Source organism: Treponema bryantii (genome assembly GCF_900113965.1).
Classification (GTDB): domain Bacteria; phylum Spirochaetota; class Spirochaetia; order Treponematales; family Treponemataceae; genus Treponema_D; species Treponema_D bryantii_A.
In genome coordinates this window covers 184,602-203,339 of record NZ_FORI01000008.1, presented here as the reverse complement: position 1 = coordinate 203,339, position 18,738 = coordinate 184,602, and the positions used below count along the sequence as shown (strand labels likewise).

The following is an 18,738-nucleotide window of genomic DNA, read 5'->3' as shown; positions in this document are numbered from 1 at the left end:
TTTTTCATTCGGACTTCAATTGGAGTCCGATAATTTAAAACACTGGAATCCCGTTCATAATTAAAATAATGAATATACGATTCTAGTTCTTCCAGAAACTTATCAACAGAATCAAAATCATTAAGATAAAACCATTCTGTTTTTAATATACCCCAGAAATTTTCAATTACAGCATTATCAAGACAATTTCCTTTTCGAGACATACTTTGAATTGCATGTTTCTTTTTCAGGAAATACTTATATGAAATATGCCTATATTGCCATCCTTGATCAGATTGAATTATTACATTTTTTGGATTTCCAGTTTTTTTATATGCAAGTTTTATCATGTTCATAATAAGTTTCATATTAGGTGAAAAACTTACAGTATGGGCGATAATCTCCTTACTATGCATATCCATAATACCTGAAAGATATATTTTTTTACCACAAACCTTAAATTCTGTTACATCAGTTGTCCATTTCTGATTAATTGATGTTGTAGAAAAATTTCTTTGAAGGATATTTTCTACTGCAATTCCGGAAGTTGCTCCTGAATAAGAATTATATTTCTTTGATCTAACAATACTTTTTATTCCCAGCTGCTGCATCAAACGTAATACTGTTTTATGATTAATCTGAACCCCTGATTTATGCAAATCAGATGTTATCCACCTGTATCCTTTTCGTTTATTGCTTTTATTATAAATCTCAAGGATTTTCTGTTTAATCTCAATGTATTTATCTTTCTTGGGTTTTATATTCTCATAAAATGTCGAACGCTTTAAATCAAAGTATTTCAGCAATCTATCTAATTTATATACTGACCTTAATTCTTTGATTGCTTCTGATTTTTCTCTTTGCGAGCTTGAACTAAGGTCGCCAATTTTTTTAGGCATGCATTCTCCATTTCTGAATACTCAAGCCTCTCTAACAGTTCCATCATAGTTGGATTGTCTTTATTCTCTTTTTTTAGAGATTTTATTTCATCTGGTGTTATTGCTTTTGTTGGATCAAATTTTCCCATATATTGATATCTTAACATCCATCTAGATAAAGTTGAATGGGAAATCTGATATTTAGCTGCAATTGTTTTCTGTGAAATTCCAGTTTTAAGTTCTTGTAGAATTTTTTCTATTTGTTCTTTTGTATAAGGACGATTTGTTTTTCTTGAAATTAATCCTTTTTCTCCATGAATTAAATAACGTTTTTTCCATCGATCTACAACATGCTGTGATACTCCGAAATGTTCAGTTAGCATTCTTCTCGAATAATTTTCTTCTTTCCATAATCTTATGAGTTCTAATTTTTCTTCATAAGACAAACTCTTGCTCATATTTTATACCTCCAAAAGTGTCCAACTTTTGGGGTTCAGTTCAAACGCCGAAGGTGGTTGAGGCGTAGGGCGGGGCTCCGCCCGTCAGAACTTTTTGATTTCCACTTCCACACATCAGTATAAATCACTATAATCAGTTTAATATCAAAATTACATAAAGGACATATTATGATAGTAATGAAATTCGGTGGCTCATCCGTAGCCAATGCAGAGAGAATTAAGCATGTTGCTTCTATTATAAAGGCTTATCAGGACAAACGCCCGGCAGTTGTTCTTTCTGCTATGGGTGACACAACTGACCATCTTCTTGAGGCGGCTGACAAGGCTGTGGAAGGCGTGGTTGATGTTGCGGGAGTTGCAAAGCTTCACGAAGATACAGCTGCAGAGCTTGGAATCAATATCGAAACTATTCAGGCTCTTTTGACTGAATTAAAACAGCTGCTCACCGGAATTTCAATGCTTAAAGAAATCTCTAAACGTTCGCGCGACTATCTAGTTAGCTTTGGCGAACGTATGTCTGTGCGCATGATGGCCGCTTACTTAGAGTCTCAGGGAATTCCAGCCCGCTTCTACGATGCCTGGGATATCGGTATTGTGTCTGACTCTAACTATATGTCTGCAGAACTTTTGGATGAGGTTTGGGAAAATATTCCTGCTCACCTGGGCGGCTACAAGAACGGCACAGATAATCACATTCCTATCGTAACAGGTTTTATTGCAAAAGATAAAAAAGGAAATATTACAACTCTTGGTCGCGGTGGTTCAGATCTTACTGCAACTATGATTGGTGCTGCTATGCGCGCTGAAGAAGTTCAGACCTGGAAGGATGTTGACGGTATTCTCACAACTGACCCTCGTGTTGTAAAAGAGGCTAAGCCTGTTCCTGAGGTTACTTATGAAGAAGCTCAGGAACTTGCTATGTTTGGTGCTCAGGTTTTGCATCCTCGTTCTATGCTTCCTGTTCGCAAAACTGGAACTCCGGTTCGTGTAAAGAACTCTTACAATATTACAAGTCCTGGTTCTATCATCGTAGAAAATCACACTGGTAAGGTGCCTCCGGTTTGTGCTATTACAACTGTTAAGCACATTACTTTGATTGATATTGTTTCTTCTCGTATGCTCGGAGCAGCTGGCTTCCTTGCACACATTTTCAATAACTTCCTTAAATGGAATATCAGTATTGATGTAATTGCTACTTCTGAGGTTTCTGTTTCTCTTACTGTAAATTCTAAGGCTGACCTGACAGGTCTTGTTGCAGATTTGGAGCAGGCGAGTCAGGTTTCTGTTCGTAAGGATAAGGCTATTGTTACTATCATCTGTGATGCTGCACACTCAAGCGCTATTCTTGCAAGCGGATTTGATGCTCTTGCTGATGAAGGAATCAACGTTCAGATGATTTCTCAGGGGGCAAGTAAAGTTAATATCAGTATGATTGTTGATGATGATGAAGCAGATAAGACTGTTCAGATTCTTCACAACGCATACTTCAGTTAATGATTAATTTATGGAAGATACAAGCGAAATATTCTTTAATGAAAACATTAAGTCTGTAAATAAGGTTGTTGAGATTCTCCTTTTGGCCTGTGCTATGGTGCCGGTTGCTTTTTGCATTCTGACTCTTTGCAAAATCTGGAGAGTTCCACATTCGTATTCTGCACTGATGTTTTTATACAGTATATTTTGCTTTATCATTGCCCACGGTTTAAATAAATTTCCGAAGACTCAGAAAATCGGAATGTATTTTGGTATTATCAGCTGCGCAGTATTTGTTGAACTTCTTGCAGTAAAAAATATCATTCAGGTTAATATCACTTACGCTGCTGTTCCTTTTTTGAGTTGTCTTTACTTCAATAAACGAATAACTATTACATCTACCATCACTAGCTTTGCCCTTATGGTTTTTGCGCTTTTTATCAGATCAAAAACTGTACTTTCTGTTATGGCTATGGATGTTCAGGTTCATACTCCACAAACCTGGTTTATTTCTACTCTGGTTGGCTATAGCATTGAGTTTATGTTTATTTTCCTGATTGCACTGACTATGGCTAAGCGTTCCCATAAGGCTATTCAGCTTCTTCATTCGCAGAATGTAAATCTTCAGAATACTCAGGATATGATTATTGGTTTTGTTGCAAGCTGTCTTGGTAGTCACGATTTGTTTACGGGCCGCCACGTTCAGCATACTAAGCATTATGTTAAGATTATTGCAACGAAGCTCAGAGACCTGGGATACTACACTGACGTTTTGACTGATGAGACTATTCACTTGTATGAGACGGCTGCCTTCCTTCATGATATCGGTAAGATTCATATTCCAGAGGGTGTTCTGAACAAGATTGGAAAGTTCAATAAAGAAGATTATGAGGTAATGAAAACTCATCCTGTTGAAGGAAAAAGACTTCTGGAACAGCTGCCAAAAATTGGCGACGGTAAGTTTAATCAGATTGCTATTGATATGGCATTCACTCATCATGAAAAGTGGGATGGAACTGGTTACCCACGTGGCCTGAAGGGAGAAGAGATTCCTCTTTGCGGAAGAATTATGGCTGCTGCTGATGTAATGGATGCCTTAATCAGTAAGCGTCTTTATAAAGAGCCTTTTACAATTGATGAAGCAATTTGTATTTTTAATGATTCTATTGAAAAACAGTTTGAGCCGTGTATTGTAGAGGCTACAAAAGCCTGTCAGGCAGAAATTGAGCAGCTTGCCAGAACCTTTAAGCTGCAGGAATCTGAAACAGAACAGAAAGAAGTTGAATGGTGGGAAAACTATCACAACTCAATGAAAAAATATGAAGGAGAAATAAAGTGAAGATCGCACTCGTTGGTTATGGAAAAATGGGACACATGATTGAGCAGGCTGCAAAGAAGGCTGGTCATGAAGTTGTTACTACTATAGATGTTTTGGCTAATGATGCCAAAGTAAAAGTTGCTGCAGGCGACACAGATGCAATTGTTCGCGCTGTAAAATCAAGCGGGGCAGAGGGCGTTATAGAGTTTACTCATCCATCTGCTGTTATTGATAATGTTCGAGCCCTTTTGCCTTTGGGACTGCCTCTTGTTGTTGGAACTACTGGCTGGAACGACAAGCATGCAGAAATTGCTGAATATGCAAAGCAGGTTGGCGGAACAGTTATGACTGCCGGAAACTTTTCTATCGGTGTAAATATGTTCTATAAAATTGTAGAAGAAGCTGCAAAGATTATGGCTGAATATAAAGATTATGATGTTGCTACATGGGAAATGCATCATAATCAGAAAGCAGATAGTCCTAGTGGAACTGCCTTGGAAATTGCCCGTCGTATTCAGGTTGGTTATAAGAATAAAACTGAAATTGTAACTGATGCTTTCCACGAAAGACCAGCTGCAAATCAGCTTCATGTAAGTTCTACACGCTGCGGTAATGTTCCTGGAACTCACAAGGTTTTCTTTGATGGAACTGCCGATACTATTGAACTTACCCATACAGCCAGAAGCCGCGAGGGCTTTGCCGTTGGTGCAGTAGAATCCCTTGTGAAGCTCGACGCTGCCCTCAAGAGCGGAAAGATTTCGAAAGGTAATCTCTACGGCTGGGATGATATATATTGTTAGGTCGGCAAGCGTAGCTTGCCGACTCATCTAATCATCAGCACATTAGAGCACGCTATGAGAATCTGAGACGCAACCAAAAGTCCGTATCTGATTTTTCCGGCGTGCTTAAAATTTAACTTAGCCTGATTAATAAAGTGGAATGCAGTAAGACACATGAAAACCGATGTTCCTGCAAAAAGCATGATTCCATTTTCTGATTTTTCAAAGCACAAAAAGATTAGGCTGCAGAAATGCAGATATGCAGAAAGGGCAAAACTGAGCGCAAAAAGAGCGTAAAAACGTATTTCCTGTTTTCCGGAAAGAATTATTGCTGTAATTGTTCCTGCAAGATAAATAAATCCCATTAAAAGTGTAAGCCAGAGTGGCACCTTATATATGAAGAAAACCGATCTGTAAAGGGTAATCCAGCAAACAACACTTAAAACAACAAGAATTCTACCTAATATTCTGAGTATTTTTACCTTTTCAAAAGAAAGGAAGACTGTAGAGATAGTAACCAGTGCAAGGGTAATAATAGTAACCTTCATAAGGTGAAGGGAATCTGGAAGATATTCTTTAAGAATCAGAATATCCATTGCTCCAAAAAGAGGAATCATAATACATTCGCAGATTTTCTGAAGGATGCTGAAGTTTTTTATCCATGAAAGAATAATAAGACCTGTATTGATTATTATGATACTGAGCAGAATCCAGTTTGCGATTGTCATTTATTATATCCTCCTGTCATGCTGAACTTGTTTCAGCATCTACTGGTAGATCCCGAAACAAGTTCGGGATGACGGTATTTGTTTAGAACTTTTGAATTATTCTAACATAGAAAACGGTTTCTGTGAATTGAACTTTTAGCCATGTTTCATTATAATCTTTTTGTATTAAAATCGGGCGAATGTTTCGATTTTTTTTGAATGCTACCCGGTACGCCGGGATTATGAGGATACATATATGACAATTACAGGAATGCTTGGTCAGAGCGGACTTCTGACTCTGCTTGGTATGTGTGTTGTATTCAGTTTCATCATTATTCTGATTATCTGCATGACGATTATGAAAGCCGTAATTCATGCACTTAAGCTTGATAAGGAAGAACCTGCTAAAACACCTGTGGCTTCTGCTCCTGCTGCTTCGGCTGCCGGAAATGATGGTGCTATTATTGCTGCAATCGCAGCAGCCGTGCATGACAAGGCATTAAAATCGTAAATATAGATAGGGGTATAATATATGGCTAAAGTAGGAATTACAGAACTTGCAATTCGTGATGCTCATCAGAGTCTTCACGCAACACGTATGACAACAGCAGATATGCTGCCAATCTGTGACAAACTTGATAAAGTTGGTTACAAATATATCGAAGGATGGGGTGGAGCAACTTATGACTCTTGTATCCGCTTCCTTAACGAAGATCCATGGGAGCGCCTTAGAAAGCTCCATGCAGCTCTTCCAAATAACAAAATCATGATGCTGCTTCGTGCTCAGAACCTTCTTGGTTACAAGCACTATGCTGATGATGTAGTAGAAAAGTTCGTTGCAACTGCTGCAAAGAACGGTATCGGATGTTTCCGTATTTTCGATGCATGTAACGACCCACGCAATATGGAATGTGCTACAAAGGCTGCTAAAAAATCTGGCGTAGATGTTCAGATGGCTATTTCTTATGCCGTAACTCCATTCCACACAAACGAAAAATATGCAGAACTTGCTAAGACTTATGCAGACTTTGGTGCAGATTCTATCTGTATTAAGGATATGTCTGGTCTTCTTAAGCCATATGAAGCTTATGACCTCGTACAGAAGATTAAGGCTAAGGTTGATCTTCCAGTAGAAATCCACTCACACGCAACAACAGGTCTTTCTGTTGCAACACTTTTGAAGGCTGCTGAAGCTGGTGCAGACTGGCTTGATACAGCAATTTCTTCTATGTCTATGGGTACTTCTCACTCTCCAACAGAGACTGTAGTAGAAATGCTCAAGGGTACAGACATGGATACTGGCCTTGACACAAAGCTTCTTCTTGAGATTGCAGCTTACTTCCGTGAAGTTCGAAAGCACTATTCATCTCTTGAATCTGCCTTCCTTGGTGCTGATACACGTATTCTTCTTTCTCAGGTTCCAGGCGGAATGCTTTCTAACCTCGAATCACAGCTCAAGCAGCAGAATGCAGGCGACAAGATGGACGCTGTACTTGCTGAACTTCCAAAGGTTCACAAGGCTGCAGGTTACGTTCCTCTTGTAACTCCAACATCTCAGATTGTTGGTACACAGGCTGTTATGAACGTTCTTATGGGACCATATAAAGTAATGACTCAGGACTTCCGTAACCTTATTACTGGTAAGTTCGGTAAACTCCCAACTGATGCTGATCCAGAGCTTGTTAAGAAGGCTCTTGAGCAGAATCATATGGATGCAGTTGTTACATGTCGTCCTGCAGATCTTATTGAACCTGAATGGGACAAGATGGTTGAAGAGTCTAAGAAGGCTGGTGGTGACGGTTCTGATGAAGACGTTCTCACATACGCTATGTTCCCTAATGTTGCACCTAAGTTCTTTGCAGAACGCTCTAAGGGACCAGTTGATGCAGCCGCTACATTTGCTAAGAAAGAAGCTCCTGCTGCTGCCGCTAAAGAAAATAAGGGTGGTTCTTATACAATCAATGTTAATGGAACAAGCTACAATGTTACAACAGGCCCAGCTGGCGACAGCATGAGCGTAAATGTAAACGGTACTGCTTATAATGTAACATTCGGTGCTGCAGGTGCCGCTCCAGCAGCAGCCGCTGCCGCTCCTGCCGCTGCTGCAGTAAGTGGTGGACAGCCAGTGCCATCTCCTGTTGCAGGAACACTTCTCCGCTATGCAGTTAGCGAGGGTGCTCAGGTAAAGAAGGGTGATACAGTAATCATTATTGAATCTATGAAGATGGAGCTCGAAGTTAAGGCTCCTGCTGACGGAAAGATCAGCTTTGTTGTACAGCCAGGCACTCAGATTGCACAGGGTCAGACACTGGCTAATCTTGGTGGTGCACCGGTTGCCGCTGCTCCTGTAGCACCTGCACAGCCAGCCCCTGCTGCCGCTCCTGCTCAGCCGGCTCCAGCACCTGCAGCATCTGCCGGTGGAAAGCCTGTTGCAGCTCCAGTTGCCGGAACACTTCTCCGCTATGCAGTTAGCGAAGGTGCTTCAGTTTCTCCTGACACAACAGTAATTATCATCGAATCTATGAAGATGGAATTGGAAATTAAGGCTGGTGCCGCTGGTAAGATTCACTTTATCGCAGCAACTGGCAGCCAGATTGCACAGGGCGCTACTTTGGCCGAGGTACAGTAATGGAAACAGAATTGAACAAAAATACTGAGAAATTCAAGGTATTAAAAGCTACTGTTATTGTATGTCTGATTGCTGTAGTTCTTTCTTTTGCAGGCTGTGGAGCTTCTAAATCAGGTTCCGCAGGTGCAGATAAGAGCTATGCTTCGTCTACAATCATTAAGGGCTCTGAAAATATTAAACCTATTTCGGTTTCTTCATTCTTCAAGAATGTAGGAAAGAATACCGGAATCTATAAAATGATTCACACTCCAACTGCTGCAGAAATGGCAGAAGAAAAGGCTTCTAAGGAAGCTATGGAGTTAGCAAAGGAAGAACAGGCTGCTCAGGCCGCTGCTGACCTTGCCGCTCATCCGGTAAAGGGCTGGCAGAGACTTGTTATGCTCGCCATCGGCTTCCTTATTGTTTACCTTGCAGTTGTAAAGGGCTTTGAACCTCTTCTTCTTATTCCAATCGGATTCGGAACTATTCTTGTAAATATTCCGGGTGCTGGAATGGGTGATGGTCCAGATGGTATGCTTCATATCATTTACAATGCAGGTGTTGGAAACGAGTTCTTCCCAATGCTTATCTTCATGGGAATTGGTGCTATGACAGACTTTGGTCCGCTTATTGCTAACCCTAAGACAGCATTGCTCGGTGGTGCCGCTCAGCTTGGTGTATTTGCTACACTGTTCGGTGTTGCTGCAATGAACTTTATTCCTGGAATCGACTATAACATGAAGCAGGCTTGTGCTATCGCTATTATCGGTGGTGCAGATGGTCCTACTTCTATCTACGTATCTGGTAAGCTTGCTCCAGAAATGATGGCTGTTATTGCGGTTGCTGCGTACTCTTACATGGCACTCGTACCAATGATTCAGCCACCTATCATGAAGCTCCTTACTTCTAAGAAAGAACGTACAATCAAAATGAAGCAGCTTCGTCCTGTTTCTAAGACAGAAAAAGTATTGTTCCCATTGCTTTTGCTTGTTGTAACAATTCTTCTTTTGCCACCTGCAGCACCTCTTATTGGTATGCTTGCATTCGGTAACTTCATTAAGGAAGTTGGAATTGTTCAGCGCCTTTCTAAGACTGTAGAGAATGAATTGATGAACATTGTTTCTATTCTTCTTTCTCTTGGTGTAGGTTCTCAGATGACACCGGAAAAGATTATGCACGCTAACTCACTTGGTATTATCGTTCTTGGTCTTCTTGCCTTCTGTATTGCTACAATGGGTGGTCTTATCATGGCTAAGATTATGAACCTCTTCCTTAAAGAGAAGATTAATCCGCTTATCGGTTCGGCTGGTGTATCAGCAGTTCCAATGGCAGCCCGCGTTGCAAACAAGGTTGGTATGGCCGAAGATCCTACAAACTTCCTTTTGATGCACGCAATGGGACCAAACGTAGCAGGTGTAATCGGAACTGCAATTGCAGCCGGTGTATTCATCTCTACTTATGGAATGTAATATAAAACTTCATATCTAATTTAAAGATTTTAGGCAGATTTCTTCGGGAATCTGCCTTTTTCTTTTTAAAGTCGCTCGATTAATCTCGCTCTGTGCCGTTTTTTCGATGAACCTAAACAAACCGCTAAAGCGCTTTGTTTTTAACGGTTCTTCGATTTTAGGCATTTTTTTATTCTAAAAGTAACAATTTTCTTGACTTTTAGTGTTATAATATTATATATTATATAATATAGATATCTAAACAATATTATAAAAGCGAAGGAGGATTCTATGGTGTTTACCGCGGGTTCTGCCTTGCTTGATGCTGTGGTTCTGGCTGTTGTAAGCCTTGAAGGAACCTACGGCTACAAGATTACGCAGGATGTCCGTAAAATTATGGATGTTTCCGAAAGTACCCTTTATCCGGTGCTGAGGCGACTCCAGAAGGACGGTTACCTTGAAACTTACGATATGGAGTTTCAAGGCAGGAACAGAAGATACTATAAGATAACTTCAAATGGTATGATTCTGCTGGATAAGTACCGAAGTGAATGGGTACTTTTTAGAAATGGTGTAGACGAAATCTTAATGGGTAAGAAATCGGAGGATAAGTAAATATGACTAGAGAAGAATATTTAAATGAACTGAAATCAAGCATAATGTCGCTTACAAGTGATGAGCAGGCAGAAGCAATTCAGTATTATTCAGATTATTTTGATGAAGCTGGTGATGACGAAAAGGTAATGCGGGAGCTCGGCACTCCTGAAGAGCTTGCAAAAACAATCATTGAAAAGTTTGCAAATGCGCTCGTAGATACAAAATCAGGGGATTCAAACAATAATTCTGATTCTGACGGTGCAAAAGAGGGTAACCCGGATGGATGCAGCATTGATGCTCTTTACTTTGAGTTTACAAAATCTCAGGTAAAGAATCTTTCTATGGATTTTGGTGCAGCTGAAGTTGCTATTATTGAAGGCGATAAATACTGCATTGAAACCCGTGGACTTCCAGAAGAGTGCCTTAACTGCTACTTGAATAAAGAAGGAACTCTTGTTGTGAGCAATACAAGGCGTTTTAATCTTAATTTCTGGAGTCATAACAGAAGAAGTCGAATTGTGCCAAGAGTTCTTGTTACAGTTCCAAAGAATGCAGAGATTGGAAAATGTCGTATTGCAGTGGGAGCCGGAAAGCTTGTTTCAAGAAAGATTTCTGTAAAATGTGATTCTGGGGCAATTGATGTTGGAGCTGGTAATCTTGTTCTTGACGGTGTATTCGGTGGAAAAATCGATATGCGTTGCGGAATGGGAAATTTAGAGTTTGCAGGAAGCATCACAGGAGTTGTAAACCTTGACTGCGGAATGGGAAATATGAAGCTTGATCTTAAGGGAGATCCTAAAAACTATTCTTACGATGCAAAGGTTGGACTTGGAGACTTCCGCTTCAATGGTGAAAAGAAGAGTGGTGTATGCCAGATCTACAATAATCAGAAGCTTGCAAACCATTTCTCTGTAAACTGTGGAATGGGTTCTGTAAATATTGATATTAAATAGAAGATATATATATAGAAGGAGATGATAATTATGGAAAAGAAAAGACTTTATAAATCAAGAAAGAATAAGATGATTGGTGGAGTTTGCGGTGGTCTTGCAGAATACTTCAACATGGATCCTACAATTGTACGTATTGTTGCTGCTCTTCTGTGTCTTTTGAAGGGTGCCGGACTCATCGTTTATCTTATTGCCTGCATTGTAATGCCATATAATGATGAAGAAGGTTTTGAAGATGATACAGAAAATCTTAAAAGTGCAAATATAAATCCGGAAGACGAAAGAACTTCTGACAAGAAAAAGAATGCGGAAAAGAACGAAAAACTGCATTCAGATGAAGAGTTTGACAGCTACTTTAAGAAAGACTAAACACTTGCGAGCCGACTCATGTGATGGGTCGGCTTTTTTACATAACATGTATTTGTAAGAATTTTTTCCTATGGTATAAAACTATACTTATGATAGAATGTTTCTATTATGGTAGGAATAAAAATTAATAAAACGTTGCGAAATGTCCTGATAGCAATTGTTGTTATCATTCTCATTTTTGCGATCCCGAGCTTTTTTCCTGAAAAAGATTTTCGTAGCAAATACGAAAACTATGACTTATCTACAAATGTCGGAACTTCTTACACAACAAAAACTTACAAGGAGTATTTAGAGGAGAATTCTTCTGCTAAATCAGTTTCGTCTCGCGTTGCTGTAAATGTTCTTGATTATGATGCATCAGAATCAACTGGTGTTCGTGTAGAAAAGAACTACAAGGGAAAAGATGTTGTTTTTACAGAGGAAGATTCTTCTGTAACCTGGACTGTTGATGTACCGGAAGCAGGCTTCTATAACATCAAAATGGAATACATTGGCGTTCCTTCTCGAAACGTAAATATGGAACGTATTTTGTATATTAACGGCGAAATGCCTTTTAGCGGTGCAGATACACTTACGTTCTTCCGTTTATGGAAAGACGGCGGTCCAATAAAATATGATAACCGTGGAAACAGTATCCGTCCAACACAGGTTGAAGTGTTTGATTATCAGGACGTATATTATAAGAGTGATCTCGGTTATGAAGTTGATCCTTATAAATTCTACTTCAAGAAGGGTATAAATACAATTAAACTTGAATCTACAAGTGAGCCAATGGCTATCAGTGGTATTACCCTTTGTCCTGTTTTAAAATATGATACTTATGAGCAGTATCTTGCAAAACAGCCTTCAAAACCAGAAAACTACGAAGGAAAAAATATTTCTATTAAGGTGCAGGGAGAAGATTCTGTAGTACGTTCAGATCCTTCTTTGTTCGCACGCTATGACCGTTCTTCTGCAATTACTGAACCTTACAGTACAAAACAGACAATCCTGAACTACACTGGTGGTGATTCATGGAAGATCCCTGGTCAGTGGATTGAATGGGAACTTGAAGTTCCTGAAAACGGCTGGTATACAATTTCTCTTAAAGCAAGACAGTTCTTCCAGCGTGGTTATGTTTCTTGCCGTTCTGTTTATATTGATGGTGAAATTCCTGTTGATTCATTAAAGTCAGTTGGATTTAAATATGATTCAGACTGGCAGTTTGCAACACTTTCAGACGGTGATAAAAAGCCTTACAAGTTCTATCTTACAAAGGGAACTCATAAAATCCGCCTTGAAGCAACTCTTGGTGATATTGGTAAAGTAATTCAGGAAGTACAGGATTCTGTATACCGCTTGAATGTTATCTATCGTACAATTCTTGTTCTTACAGGTTATACACCAGACTTGAACCGCGACTACGAAATCAAGAAGGTTTATCCAAACGAAGTTGACGCAATGCTTCTTGAAAGTAAGCGCCTTTATAAAATTATTGATGATTTTATTGCCATCACAGGTGAAAAGTCAGATCAGATTTCTCCGGCAGAAGTTCTTGCTTTCCAGCTTGAACAGTTCTACAAGCATCCGGATAAGATTACAAAGAGTTTCTCTAACTTCAAGGAAAACACAACAACTCTTGCAGCTTCAATGCTTAGAATGACAGAAACAAAGCTTGATATTGACTATATTCTTGTTCAGAGTGCAAACGATAAGATTAAGCCAGACCGTTCTAACTTCTTTAAGAATGTTGGACATGAAGTAACTTCATTCATCAACTCTTACCTTTATGATTCTGCTGCTTTGGGAAGTGTTTACGAAAAAGATGCAGATCATTTGATTGAAGTATGGATTGTTACCGGTCGTGATCAGAGCCAGGTTCTTAAAAACATGATTGATGACAGCTTTACTCCAGAGCATGGAATTAATGTAAACGTAAAGCTCATCAAGCTTGATGCTCTTCTTACAGCCGTAGTTGCTGGTAACGGACCAGATGTTGTTATTTCTGCTTCTCAGAACCAGCCGGTTGACTATGCTTTGCGTAATGCAAACGTAAACCTCCGACGTTTTGATGATTGTGATGAAGTTCTGAAAAGCTTTAAGCGAAGTGCCTATGTTCCTTTTGAATATAATAAGGGACTTTATGCGCTTCCTGAAACTCAGAGCTTTAACCTTTTGTTCTACCGTAAAGATATTCTTGAGCAGCTGGGACTTGAAGTTCCTCAGACTTGGGATGATCTTTTTGATATCCTTCCTACCTTGCAGGGTAATAACATTTCTGTAGGTGTTCCATATCCTAATATTGTAACTCCAGATATGTCTGCCTTCTATTCAATGGTATATCAGAGAGGTGGACAGCTTTATAACGCAGAAGGTACAAAATCTATTATTGACAGTGAAGCTGGAATTGCAGCCTTTAAGACATATACAAGCCTTTACAACAACTTCGGTCTTCCAATCGTTTATGACTTTATGAGCCGCTTCCGTACAGGTGAAATGGCAATTGGTGTTGCTAACTATGCTACCTATAACACAATCGTTGTTGGTGCTCCAGAAATCCGTGGACTTTGGGACTTCACATATCTCCCAGGAACAATGGATGAAAATGGAAATATCAACCGTGCAAATGTTTCTGGTGGTGTTTGTACAATGATGATTAAGAAGGGTATAGATCTTGATGACCTTGACCTTTCAAATCTTCCTGAACTTGCCTACAGCGATAATAACGGAAAGACCTTTGAAGAAGGTATTATTCCTGGAATCGATGAAAAGACCTGGAATGAAGTTATGAAAAATGAAACTCGTATGAAAGATTCATGGGAGTTTATGAAGTGGTGGGTTTCTACAGATGTTCAGGTTCGCTTTGGACGTGAAATGGAAGCTTTGCTTGGTGCTTCTGCTCGTTATACAACAGCAAACGTTGATGCTTTGAAGCAGCTTTCATGGAACACAAGTCAGATTCGTGTTCTTGAAAACTCTCTTAATGAAACTGTAGGTGTTCCAGAAGTTCCTGGTAGTTACTATACTCCACGACACATTGTAAATGGTACACGTAAAGTAATTAATGAGCAGGATGATGCTCGTGAAACTCTTATTGATTACACTCGTAAAATCAACGAAGAGCTTACTCGTAAGCGACAGGAATTTAACCTGCCTGTAGCAGAGGATTAGTCAGGAGATAATCATGAATGAAAAGTTTTCTAAATATTTAGCTAAAAAAAGACTTGCGGCTTCTGATTTAGTTCGAAATGCAAGAAAGAATAAGGTTTGTTATGCTTTCCTGCTGCCGTATGCAGTACTTTTTATTACATTCTATGTACTTCCTATGGTTACTTCAATTTATTTTAGTTTTACTAACTACAATATTTTGGAAAAGCCAGATTTTATTGGAGCTAGAAACTATCTGAACCTGTTCCTGGAAGATGAAGTATTTACTATCGCAATCAAGAATACTTTCCTTGTTGCCATCATCACAGGACCAGTCGGATACATCATGGCGTTTATTTTTGCATGGCTTATTAATGAGCTTCCAAAGTGGGTTCGTACTCTGGTTGTATTCTTCTTCTATGCACCATCTATTTCGGGAACTGCCTTCGTAGTATTCAAGCAGTTGTTCAATGATGATGCTAACGGATGGATTAACCGCTTCCTTATTACACACGGTTTTACAAATACACCAATTCTGTTCCTTACAAATCCGCAGAATGTAATGAAGGTTATTGTTCCTGTAATCCTGTGGACTTCACTTGGTACAGGCTTTCTTTCATTCGTAGCTGGTCTTAAGGGTATTGATAAGGCTCAGTATGAAGCCGGTTATATCGACGGTATTCAGAACCGCTGGCAGGAACTCTGGTTCATTACACTTCCAAACATGAAGCCTATGCTGCTGTTCGGAGCTGTAATGTCAATCACAACTGCTTTCAACGTATGTGATATTCCAATGCAGCTTGCAGGTTATCCTTCTACTGACTATTGTGCACGTACAATCGTAACTCATCTTTTTGACTACGGCTTTACACGCTTTGAAATGGGATACGCTTCTGCAATTGCAACTGTATTGTTTATTACAATGATTCTTTGTAATAAAGCTATTCAGGCACTCTTGAATAGAGTAGGACACTAATAGGGGGTGCTGAAAATGAAATCTAAGAATTTATATAAAGAACAGACAATTCATCATTACAAATTCCGCCGTAAGCCAAACCGTTCTATCGGTGGTGATGTCGGAATCTACATCTTCCTTGGAATCTGTTCATTGATGATGTTGTTCCCACTTTTCTGGGCTGTTTGTAACTCATTAAAGCCTTTGGATGAGGTTCTTAAGAATCCTCCTACAATTCTTCCAAAGCATCCTACAACAGATAACTTCTCTGATCTGTTTGTAACTTTGAGCCAGGGCTGGGTTCCTCTTTCACGCTATGTATGGAATACAGTGTTTATCACTGCAGTTGGTACCTTTGGTCATGTAATTATTGCTTCTATGGCTGCTTACGTACTTGCTAAATACCGCTTCCCTGGTGGACAGCTTTTCTTCCGCGTTGCAGTTATTGCACTTATGTTCAATGGTTATGTAACAGGTATTCCTAACTATCTTATCTTGTGTAAACTTCACATGGTAGATACTTACTGGGCACTTATTCTTCCTGCAATCGGTGGTTCTCTTGGACTCTTCCTTATGAAGCAGTTTATGGACGGCTTCCCAATGTCTCTCGTAGAGGCTGCAAAGATTGACGGTGCAAGTGAATTGTTGATTTTCTTTAAGCTTGTAATGCCAAACGTAAAACCTGCATGGCTTACAATCTCAATTTTCTCTATTCAGAATCTTTGGAATAACGCACAGATTCAGTACATCTATACTGAAAGTAAGAAAATGCTTCGTTATGCTTTGGATCAGGTTGCCGCTCTCGGCGTAATTGCACGTCAGGGACAGCAGAACGCTGTAATCGTTTTGACAATGTCAGTGCCAATTATTTTCTTTATCTTCTCTCAGAGTCAGATTATGGAAACAATGGCAACATCTGGATTAAAGGACTAGCGGTATGAATAGACGAAAGATATTTTTATTAATTGCAAGTCTTTTCACATTGTGTGCAGGACTTTTTGCAAAAGCAGATACTTATACTTATAACTTCTGGGATGATATAGAAAAGTCTCCAGATGCATATCGTGTTTCTCATGTGCTTTATGCAAACGACTTAGGTTTGGATAAGCCATTGAAAAATCCTACATCTTTGTTCGCAGATGGAAACACAATTTATCTGGTAGATACAGATAATAACCGTATTGTTGTTCTTACATATACTCAGAAAAAAACTCTGGAACTGGTAAAGGTAATTGATCGTGTAAACGACAGCCCACTTGTTGGCGAAAATACAACCTTCAAAGCTCCACAGGATATTTATGTAAGTCCAAACGGATATTTATTTATTGCAGATACACAGAATGGTCGTGTTCTTAAAACAGATAAGGATCTTAATGTTCTTCTTGTAATTACAGAGCCAGATGATCCTACCTATGAAAAAGGCAAGGCTTATCTTCCTTCAAGAGTAATTGCAGATTCAAAAGACCGTGTTTACCTTCTTTCAAAGAACGTTACAAAAGGATTTTTGAAGTATGAAGCAGATGGTTCTTTCCAGGGATATTACGGAGCAACAAAAGTAATTGTTAATCCTATTGATCTTTTGTGGAAGAAGTTTGCAACAGAAGCACAGAAAGCCAGAATGGAATCTTTTGTTCCTACAGAATATTCTAACTGCTTTATTGATAAAGAAGGATTGATTTATGCAGTAACTGCAAGCTTTGAGGAATATGATCTTCGTTCCGGCAAGGCTGCTCCAATCCGCCGTTTGAATGCTCTTGGTACAGATATCCTTGTTCAGAATGGATACGAATATCCTATTGGTGATGTTATCTGGGGTAATGCCGGTGGTGTTTCTGGTCCTTCAAGAATGTCTGATATTACAGTATTAGATAACGAGATTTATCTTGCTCTTGATGAAAACCGTGGACGTATTTTTGCCTACAATAATCAGGGCTATCTTTTGTTCAGCTTTGGTGGAAAGGGTAATACAAAAGGAAACTTCCGTAAGGCTTCTTCTCTTGAGCACATTGGAAAAGACCTCTTCGTACTCGATTCTACATCTGCTTCTCTTACAGTATTTACTCCTACAGATTACTGTAATCTTATTTATACTGCAGAGGAACAGTTCTCTGTTGGTGAATATGATGAATCAGCAGCAACCTGGGAAAAAGTACTTAAGTTAAACGGTAACTATGATCTTGCATATATTGGTTTGGGTAAAGCTTATCTCCGCCAGAAAAGATACAAGGATGCAATGGAATATTTTAAGCTTAAGCGTGACCGCCGCGATTATTCTAAGGCATTCAAGTATTACCGTAAGGAATGGATTGAGAAAAACTTTGCATGGCTTACAATTATTGTAGTAGTAATTATTCTTATCCCTCTTGTTATCGGATGGGTAAAAAGAATTAAATGGGAGATCAATTCATTATGAGTTATATAACAAGAAGATTAAAAAAGCTTACAGATAAATCAACTTATGTAAGATTTCGAGATACTCTCAAGTATTCTCTTTATGTAATATTCCATCCGGCAGATGGTTTCTGGGATTTGATTCACGCAAAACGTGGTTCATATGCCGCAGCAAACTTTATTGTAATTCTTACTCTGCTTACCAGTGTATGGCGTCTTCGTTTTACAAGCTTTGTTGTAATGAATGTTCACTGGGAAGAAGTAAACATTTTTGAAGAGTTTGCATCAATCCTTATTCCACTTTTGATTTTCTGTGTTTGTAACTGGGCTCTTACAACCCTGTTCGACGGAAAAGGTCATCTTGGAGATATTTATATGGGATCTGCCTACGCGCTTACTCCGTATCCGCTGATTCAGATTCCTATCATCATCCTTAGTAATATTGTTACAAAAGATGAAGCAGCATTCTACGATGTGTTTAATACCATCTCAATTATCTGGTGTGCAGTTCTTATCTTTATGGCAATGATGATGATTCATCAGTACGGATTTGGAAAAACATTGTTGTTTACAATTTTTACCATTTTCGGAATGCTCATCTTTATTTTTATCATGCTGTTGTTCTTCAGTATGATTTCGCAGGGAATTAACTATTTCGTTTCCCTTGGGCGAGAAGTAATCTTCAGGTTGAACTGACGAAGG

General features: G+C 39.2%; 18 protein-coding genes. 14 read left to right on the top strand and 4 right to left on the bottom strand.

Annotated features, from left to right (window positions below):
- A partial coding sequence (locus BM161_RS11535) for an IS3 family transposase (RefSeq protein WP_074932840.1) occupies positions 1-878 on the bottom strand: 878 nt, incomplete at its 3' end.
- Positions 809-1,315, bottom strand: a complete 507-nt coding sequence (locus BM161_RS11530) for a helix-turn-helix domain-containing protein (protein WP_074932838.1) — start codon at positions 1,313-1,315, stop codon at positions 809-811. The genes BM161_RS11535 and BM161_RS11530, both read right to left, overlap by 70 nt.
- A gap of 168 nt (positions 1,316-1,483) precedes the next feature.
- On the opposite strand from BM161_RS11530, the gene BM161_RS11525 reads away from it, so the two are divergent.
- The 3 genes from BM161_RS11525 to dapB are packed head-to-tail and all read left to right on the top strand — an operon-like array spanning position 1,484 to position 4,906.
- Positions 1,484-2,809, top strand: coding sequence for an aspartate kinase (locus BM161_RS11525; protein ID WP_074932836.1), 1,326 nt, complete (start codon positions 1,484-1,486; stop codon positions 2,807-2,809).
- A gap of 10 nt (positions 2,810-2,819) precedes the next feature.
- Positions 2,820-4,127 carry an HD-GYP domain-containing protein gene (locus tag BM161_RS11520; RefSeq protein ID WP_074932834.1) on the top strand — a complete coding sequence of 436 codons (1,308 nt, stop codon included), beginning with the start codon at positions 2,820-2,822 and terminating at the stop codon, positions 4,125-4,127.
- Positions 4,124-4,906: a 4-hydroxy-tetrahydrodipicolinate reductase gene (dapB, locus tag BM161_RS11515; RefSeq protein WP_074932833.1), complete on the top strand. Its 783-nt coding sequence runs from the start codon at positions 4,124-4,126 to the stop codon at positions 4,904-4,906. The genes BM161_RS11520 and dapB overlap by 4 nt, the downstream gene beginning before the upstream one ends.
- Positions 4,907-4,929: 23 nt before the next feature.
- Here dapB and BM161_RS11510 read toward each other — a convergent pair whose 3' ends face one another.
- Positions 4,930-5,613, bottom strand: a complete 684-nt coding sequence (locus tag BM161_RS11510) for a hypothetical protein (RefSeq protein WP_074932831.1) — start codon at positions 5,611-5,613, stop codon at positions 4,930-4,932.
- 235 nt (positions 5,614-5,848) lie between these two features.
- Here BM161_RS11510 and BM161_RS11505 point away from each other — a divergent pair, with 235 nt between their 5' ends.
- Genes BM161_RS11505 through BM161_RS11495 form a run of 3 tightly spaced genes read left to right on the top strand, consistent with a single transcriptional unit; the run spans position 5,849 to position 9,669 of the window.
- Positions 5,849-6,103: an OadG family protein gene (locus BM161_RS11505; protein ID WP_074932829.1), complete on the top strand. Its 255-nt coding sequence runs from the start codon at positions 5,849-5,851 to the stop codon at positions 6,101-6,103.
- A gap of 21 nt (positions 6,104-6,124) precedes the next feature.
- A complete protein-coding gene (gene oadA, locus BM161_RS11500) occupies positions 6,125-8,221 on the top strand; it encodes a sodium-extruding oxaloacetate decarboxylase subunit alpha (protein ID WP_074932827.1) in 2,097 nt (698 codons plus the stop codon).
- On the top strand, positions 8,221-9,669 hold the full coding sequence (locus BM161_RS11495) for a sodium ion-translocating decarboxylase subunit beta (protein WP_074932825.1): 1,449 nt from the start codon (positions 8,221-8,223) through the stop codon (positions 9,667-9,669). The genes oadA and BM161_RS11495 overlap by 1 nt, the downstream gene beginning before the upstream one ends.
- 15 nt (positions 9,670-9,684) lie before the next feature.
- Here the strand turns inward: BM161_RS11495 and BM161_RS14410 are convergent, their stop codons facing one another.
- Positions 9,685-9,834 (bottom strand): hypothetical protein, encoded by a 150-nt coding sequence (locus BM161_RS14410; protein ID WP_177206237.1) that lies wholly within the window; start codon positions 9,832-9,834, stop codon positions 9,685-9,687.
- A 105-nt stretch (positions 9,835-9,939) separates the two neighbouring features.
- Here BM161_RS14410 and BM161_RS11490 point away from each other — a divergent pair, with 105 nt between their 5' ends.
- The 8 genes from BM161_RS11490 to BM161_RS11455 all read left to right on the top strand — a co-directional run bounded on the left by BM161_RS11490 (position 9,940) and on the right by BM161_RS11455 (position 18,732).
- On the top strand, positions 9,940-10,263 hold the full coding sequence (locus BM161_RS11490) for a PadR family transcriptional regulator (protein ID WP_022933420.1): 324 nt from the start codon (positions 9,940-9,942) through the stop codon (positions 10,261-10,263).
- 2 nt (positions 10,264-10,265) lie between these two features.
- A complete protein-coding gene (locus BM161_RS11485; RefSeq protein WP_074932823.1) occupies positions 10,266-11,198 on the top strand; it encodes a DUF1700 domain-containing protein in 933 nt (310 codons plus the stop codon).
- Positions 11,199-11,228: 30 nt separating this feature from the next.
- Positions 11,229-11,564 carry a PspC domain-containing protein gene (locus tag BM161_RS11480; RefSeq protein WP_074932821.1) on the top strand — a complete coding sequence of 112 codons (336 nt, stop codon included), beginning with the start codon at positions 11,229-11,231 and terminating at the stop codon, positions 11,562-11,564.
- Positions 11,565-11,672: 108 nt separating this feature from the next.
- Positions 11,673-14,714: an extracellular solute-binding protein gene (locus BM161_RS11475; RefSeq protein WP_074932819.1), complete on the top strand. Its 3,042-nt coding sequence runs from the start codon at positions 11,673-11,675 to the stop codon at positions 14,712-14,714.
- 13 nt (positions 14,715-14,727) lie between these two features.
- Positions 14,728-15,666: a carbohydrate ABC transporter permease gene (locus tag BM161_RS11470; protein WP_074932817.1), complete on the top strand. Its 939-nt coding sequence runs from the start codon at positions 14,728-14,730 to the stop codon at positions 15,664-15,666.
- Between the two features lie 15 nt (positions 15,667-15,681).
- Positions 15,682-16,578, top strand: coding sequence for a carbohydrate ABC transporter permease (locus tag BM161_RS11465; RefSeq protein ID WP_074932816.1), 897 nt, complete (start codon positions 15,682-15,684; stop codon positions 16,576-16,578).
- A gap of 4 nt (positions 16,579-16,582) precedes the next feature.
- Positions 16,583-18,058: a hypothetical protein gene (locus BM161_RS11460; protein WP_074932814.1), complete on the top strand. Its 1,476-nt coding sequence runs from the start codon at positions 16,583-16,585 to the stop codon at positions 18,056-18,058.
- Entirely contained in the window at positions 18,055-18,732 is a 678-nt protein-coding gene (locus tag BM161_RS11455) for a Yip1 family protein (protein ID WP_074932813.1), read from the top strand. The genes BM161_RS11460 and BM161_RS11455 overlap by 4 nt, the downstream gene beginning before the upstream one ends.
- Positions 18,733-18,738 lie beyond the last annotated feature (6 nt).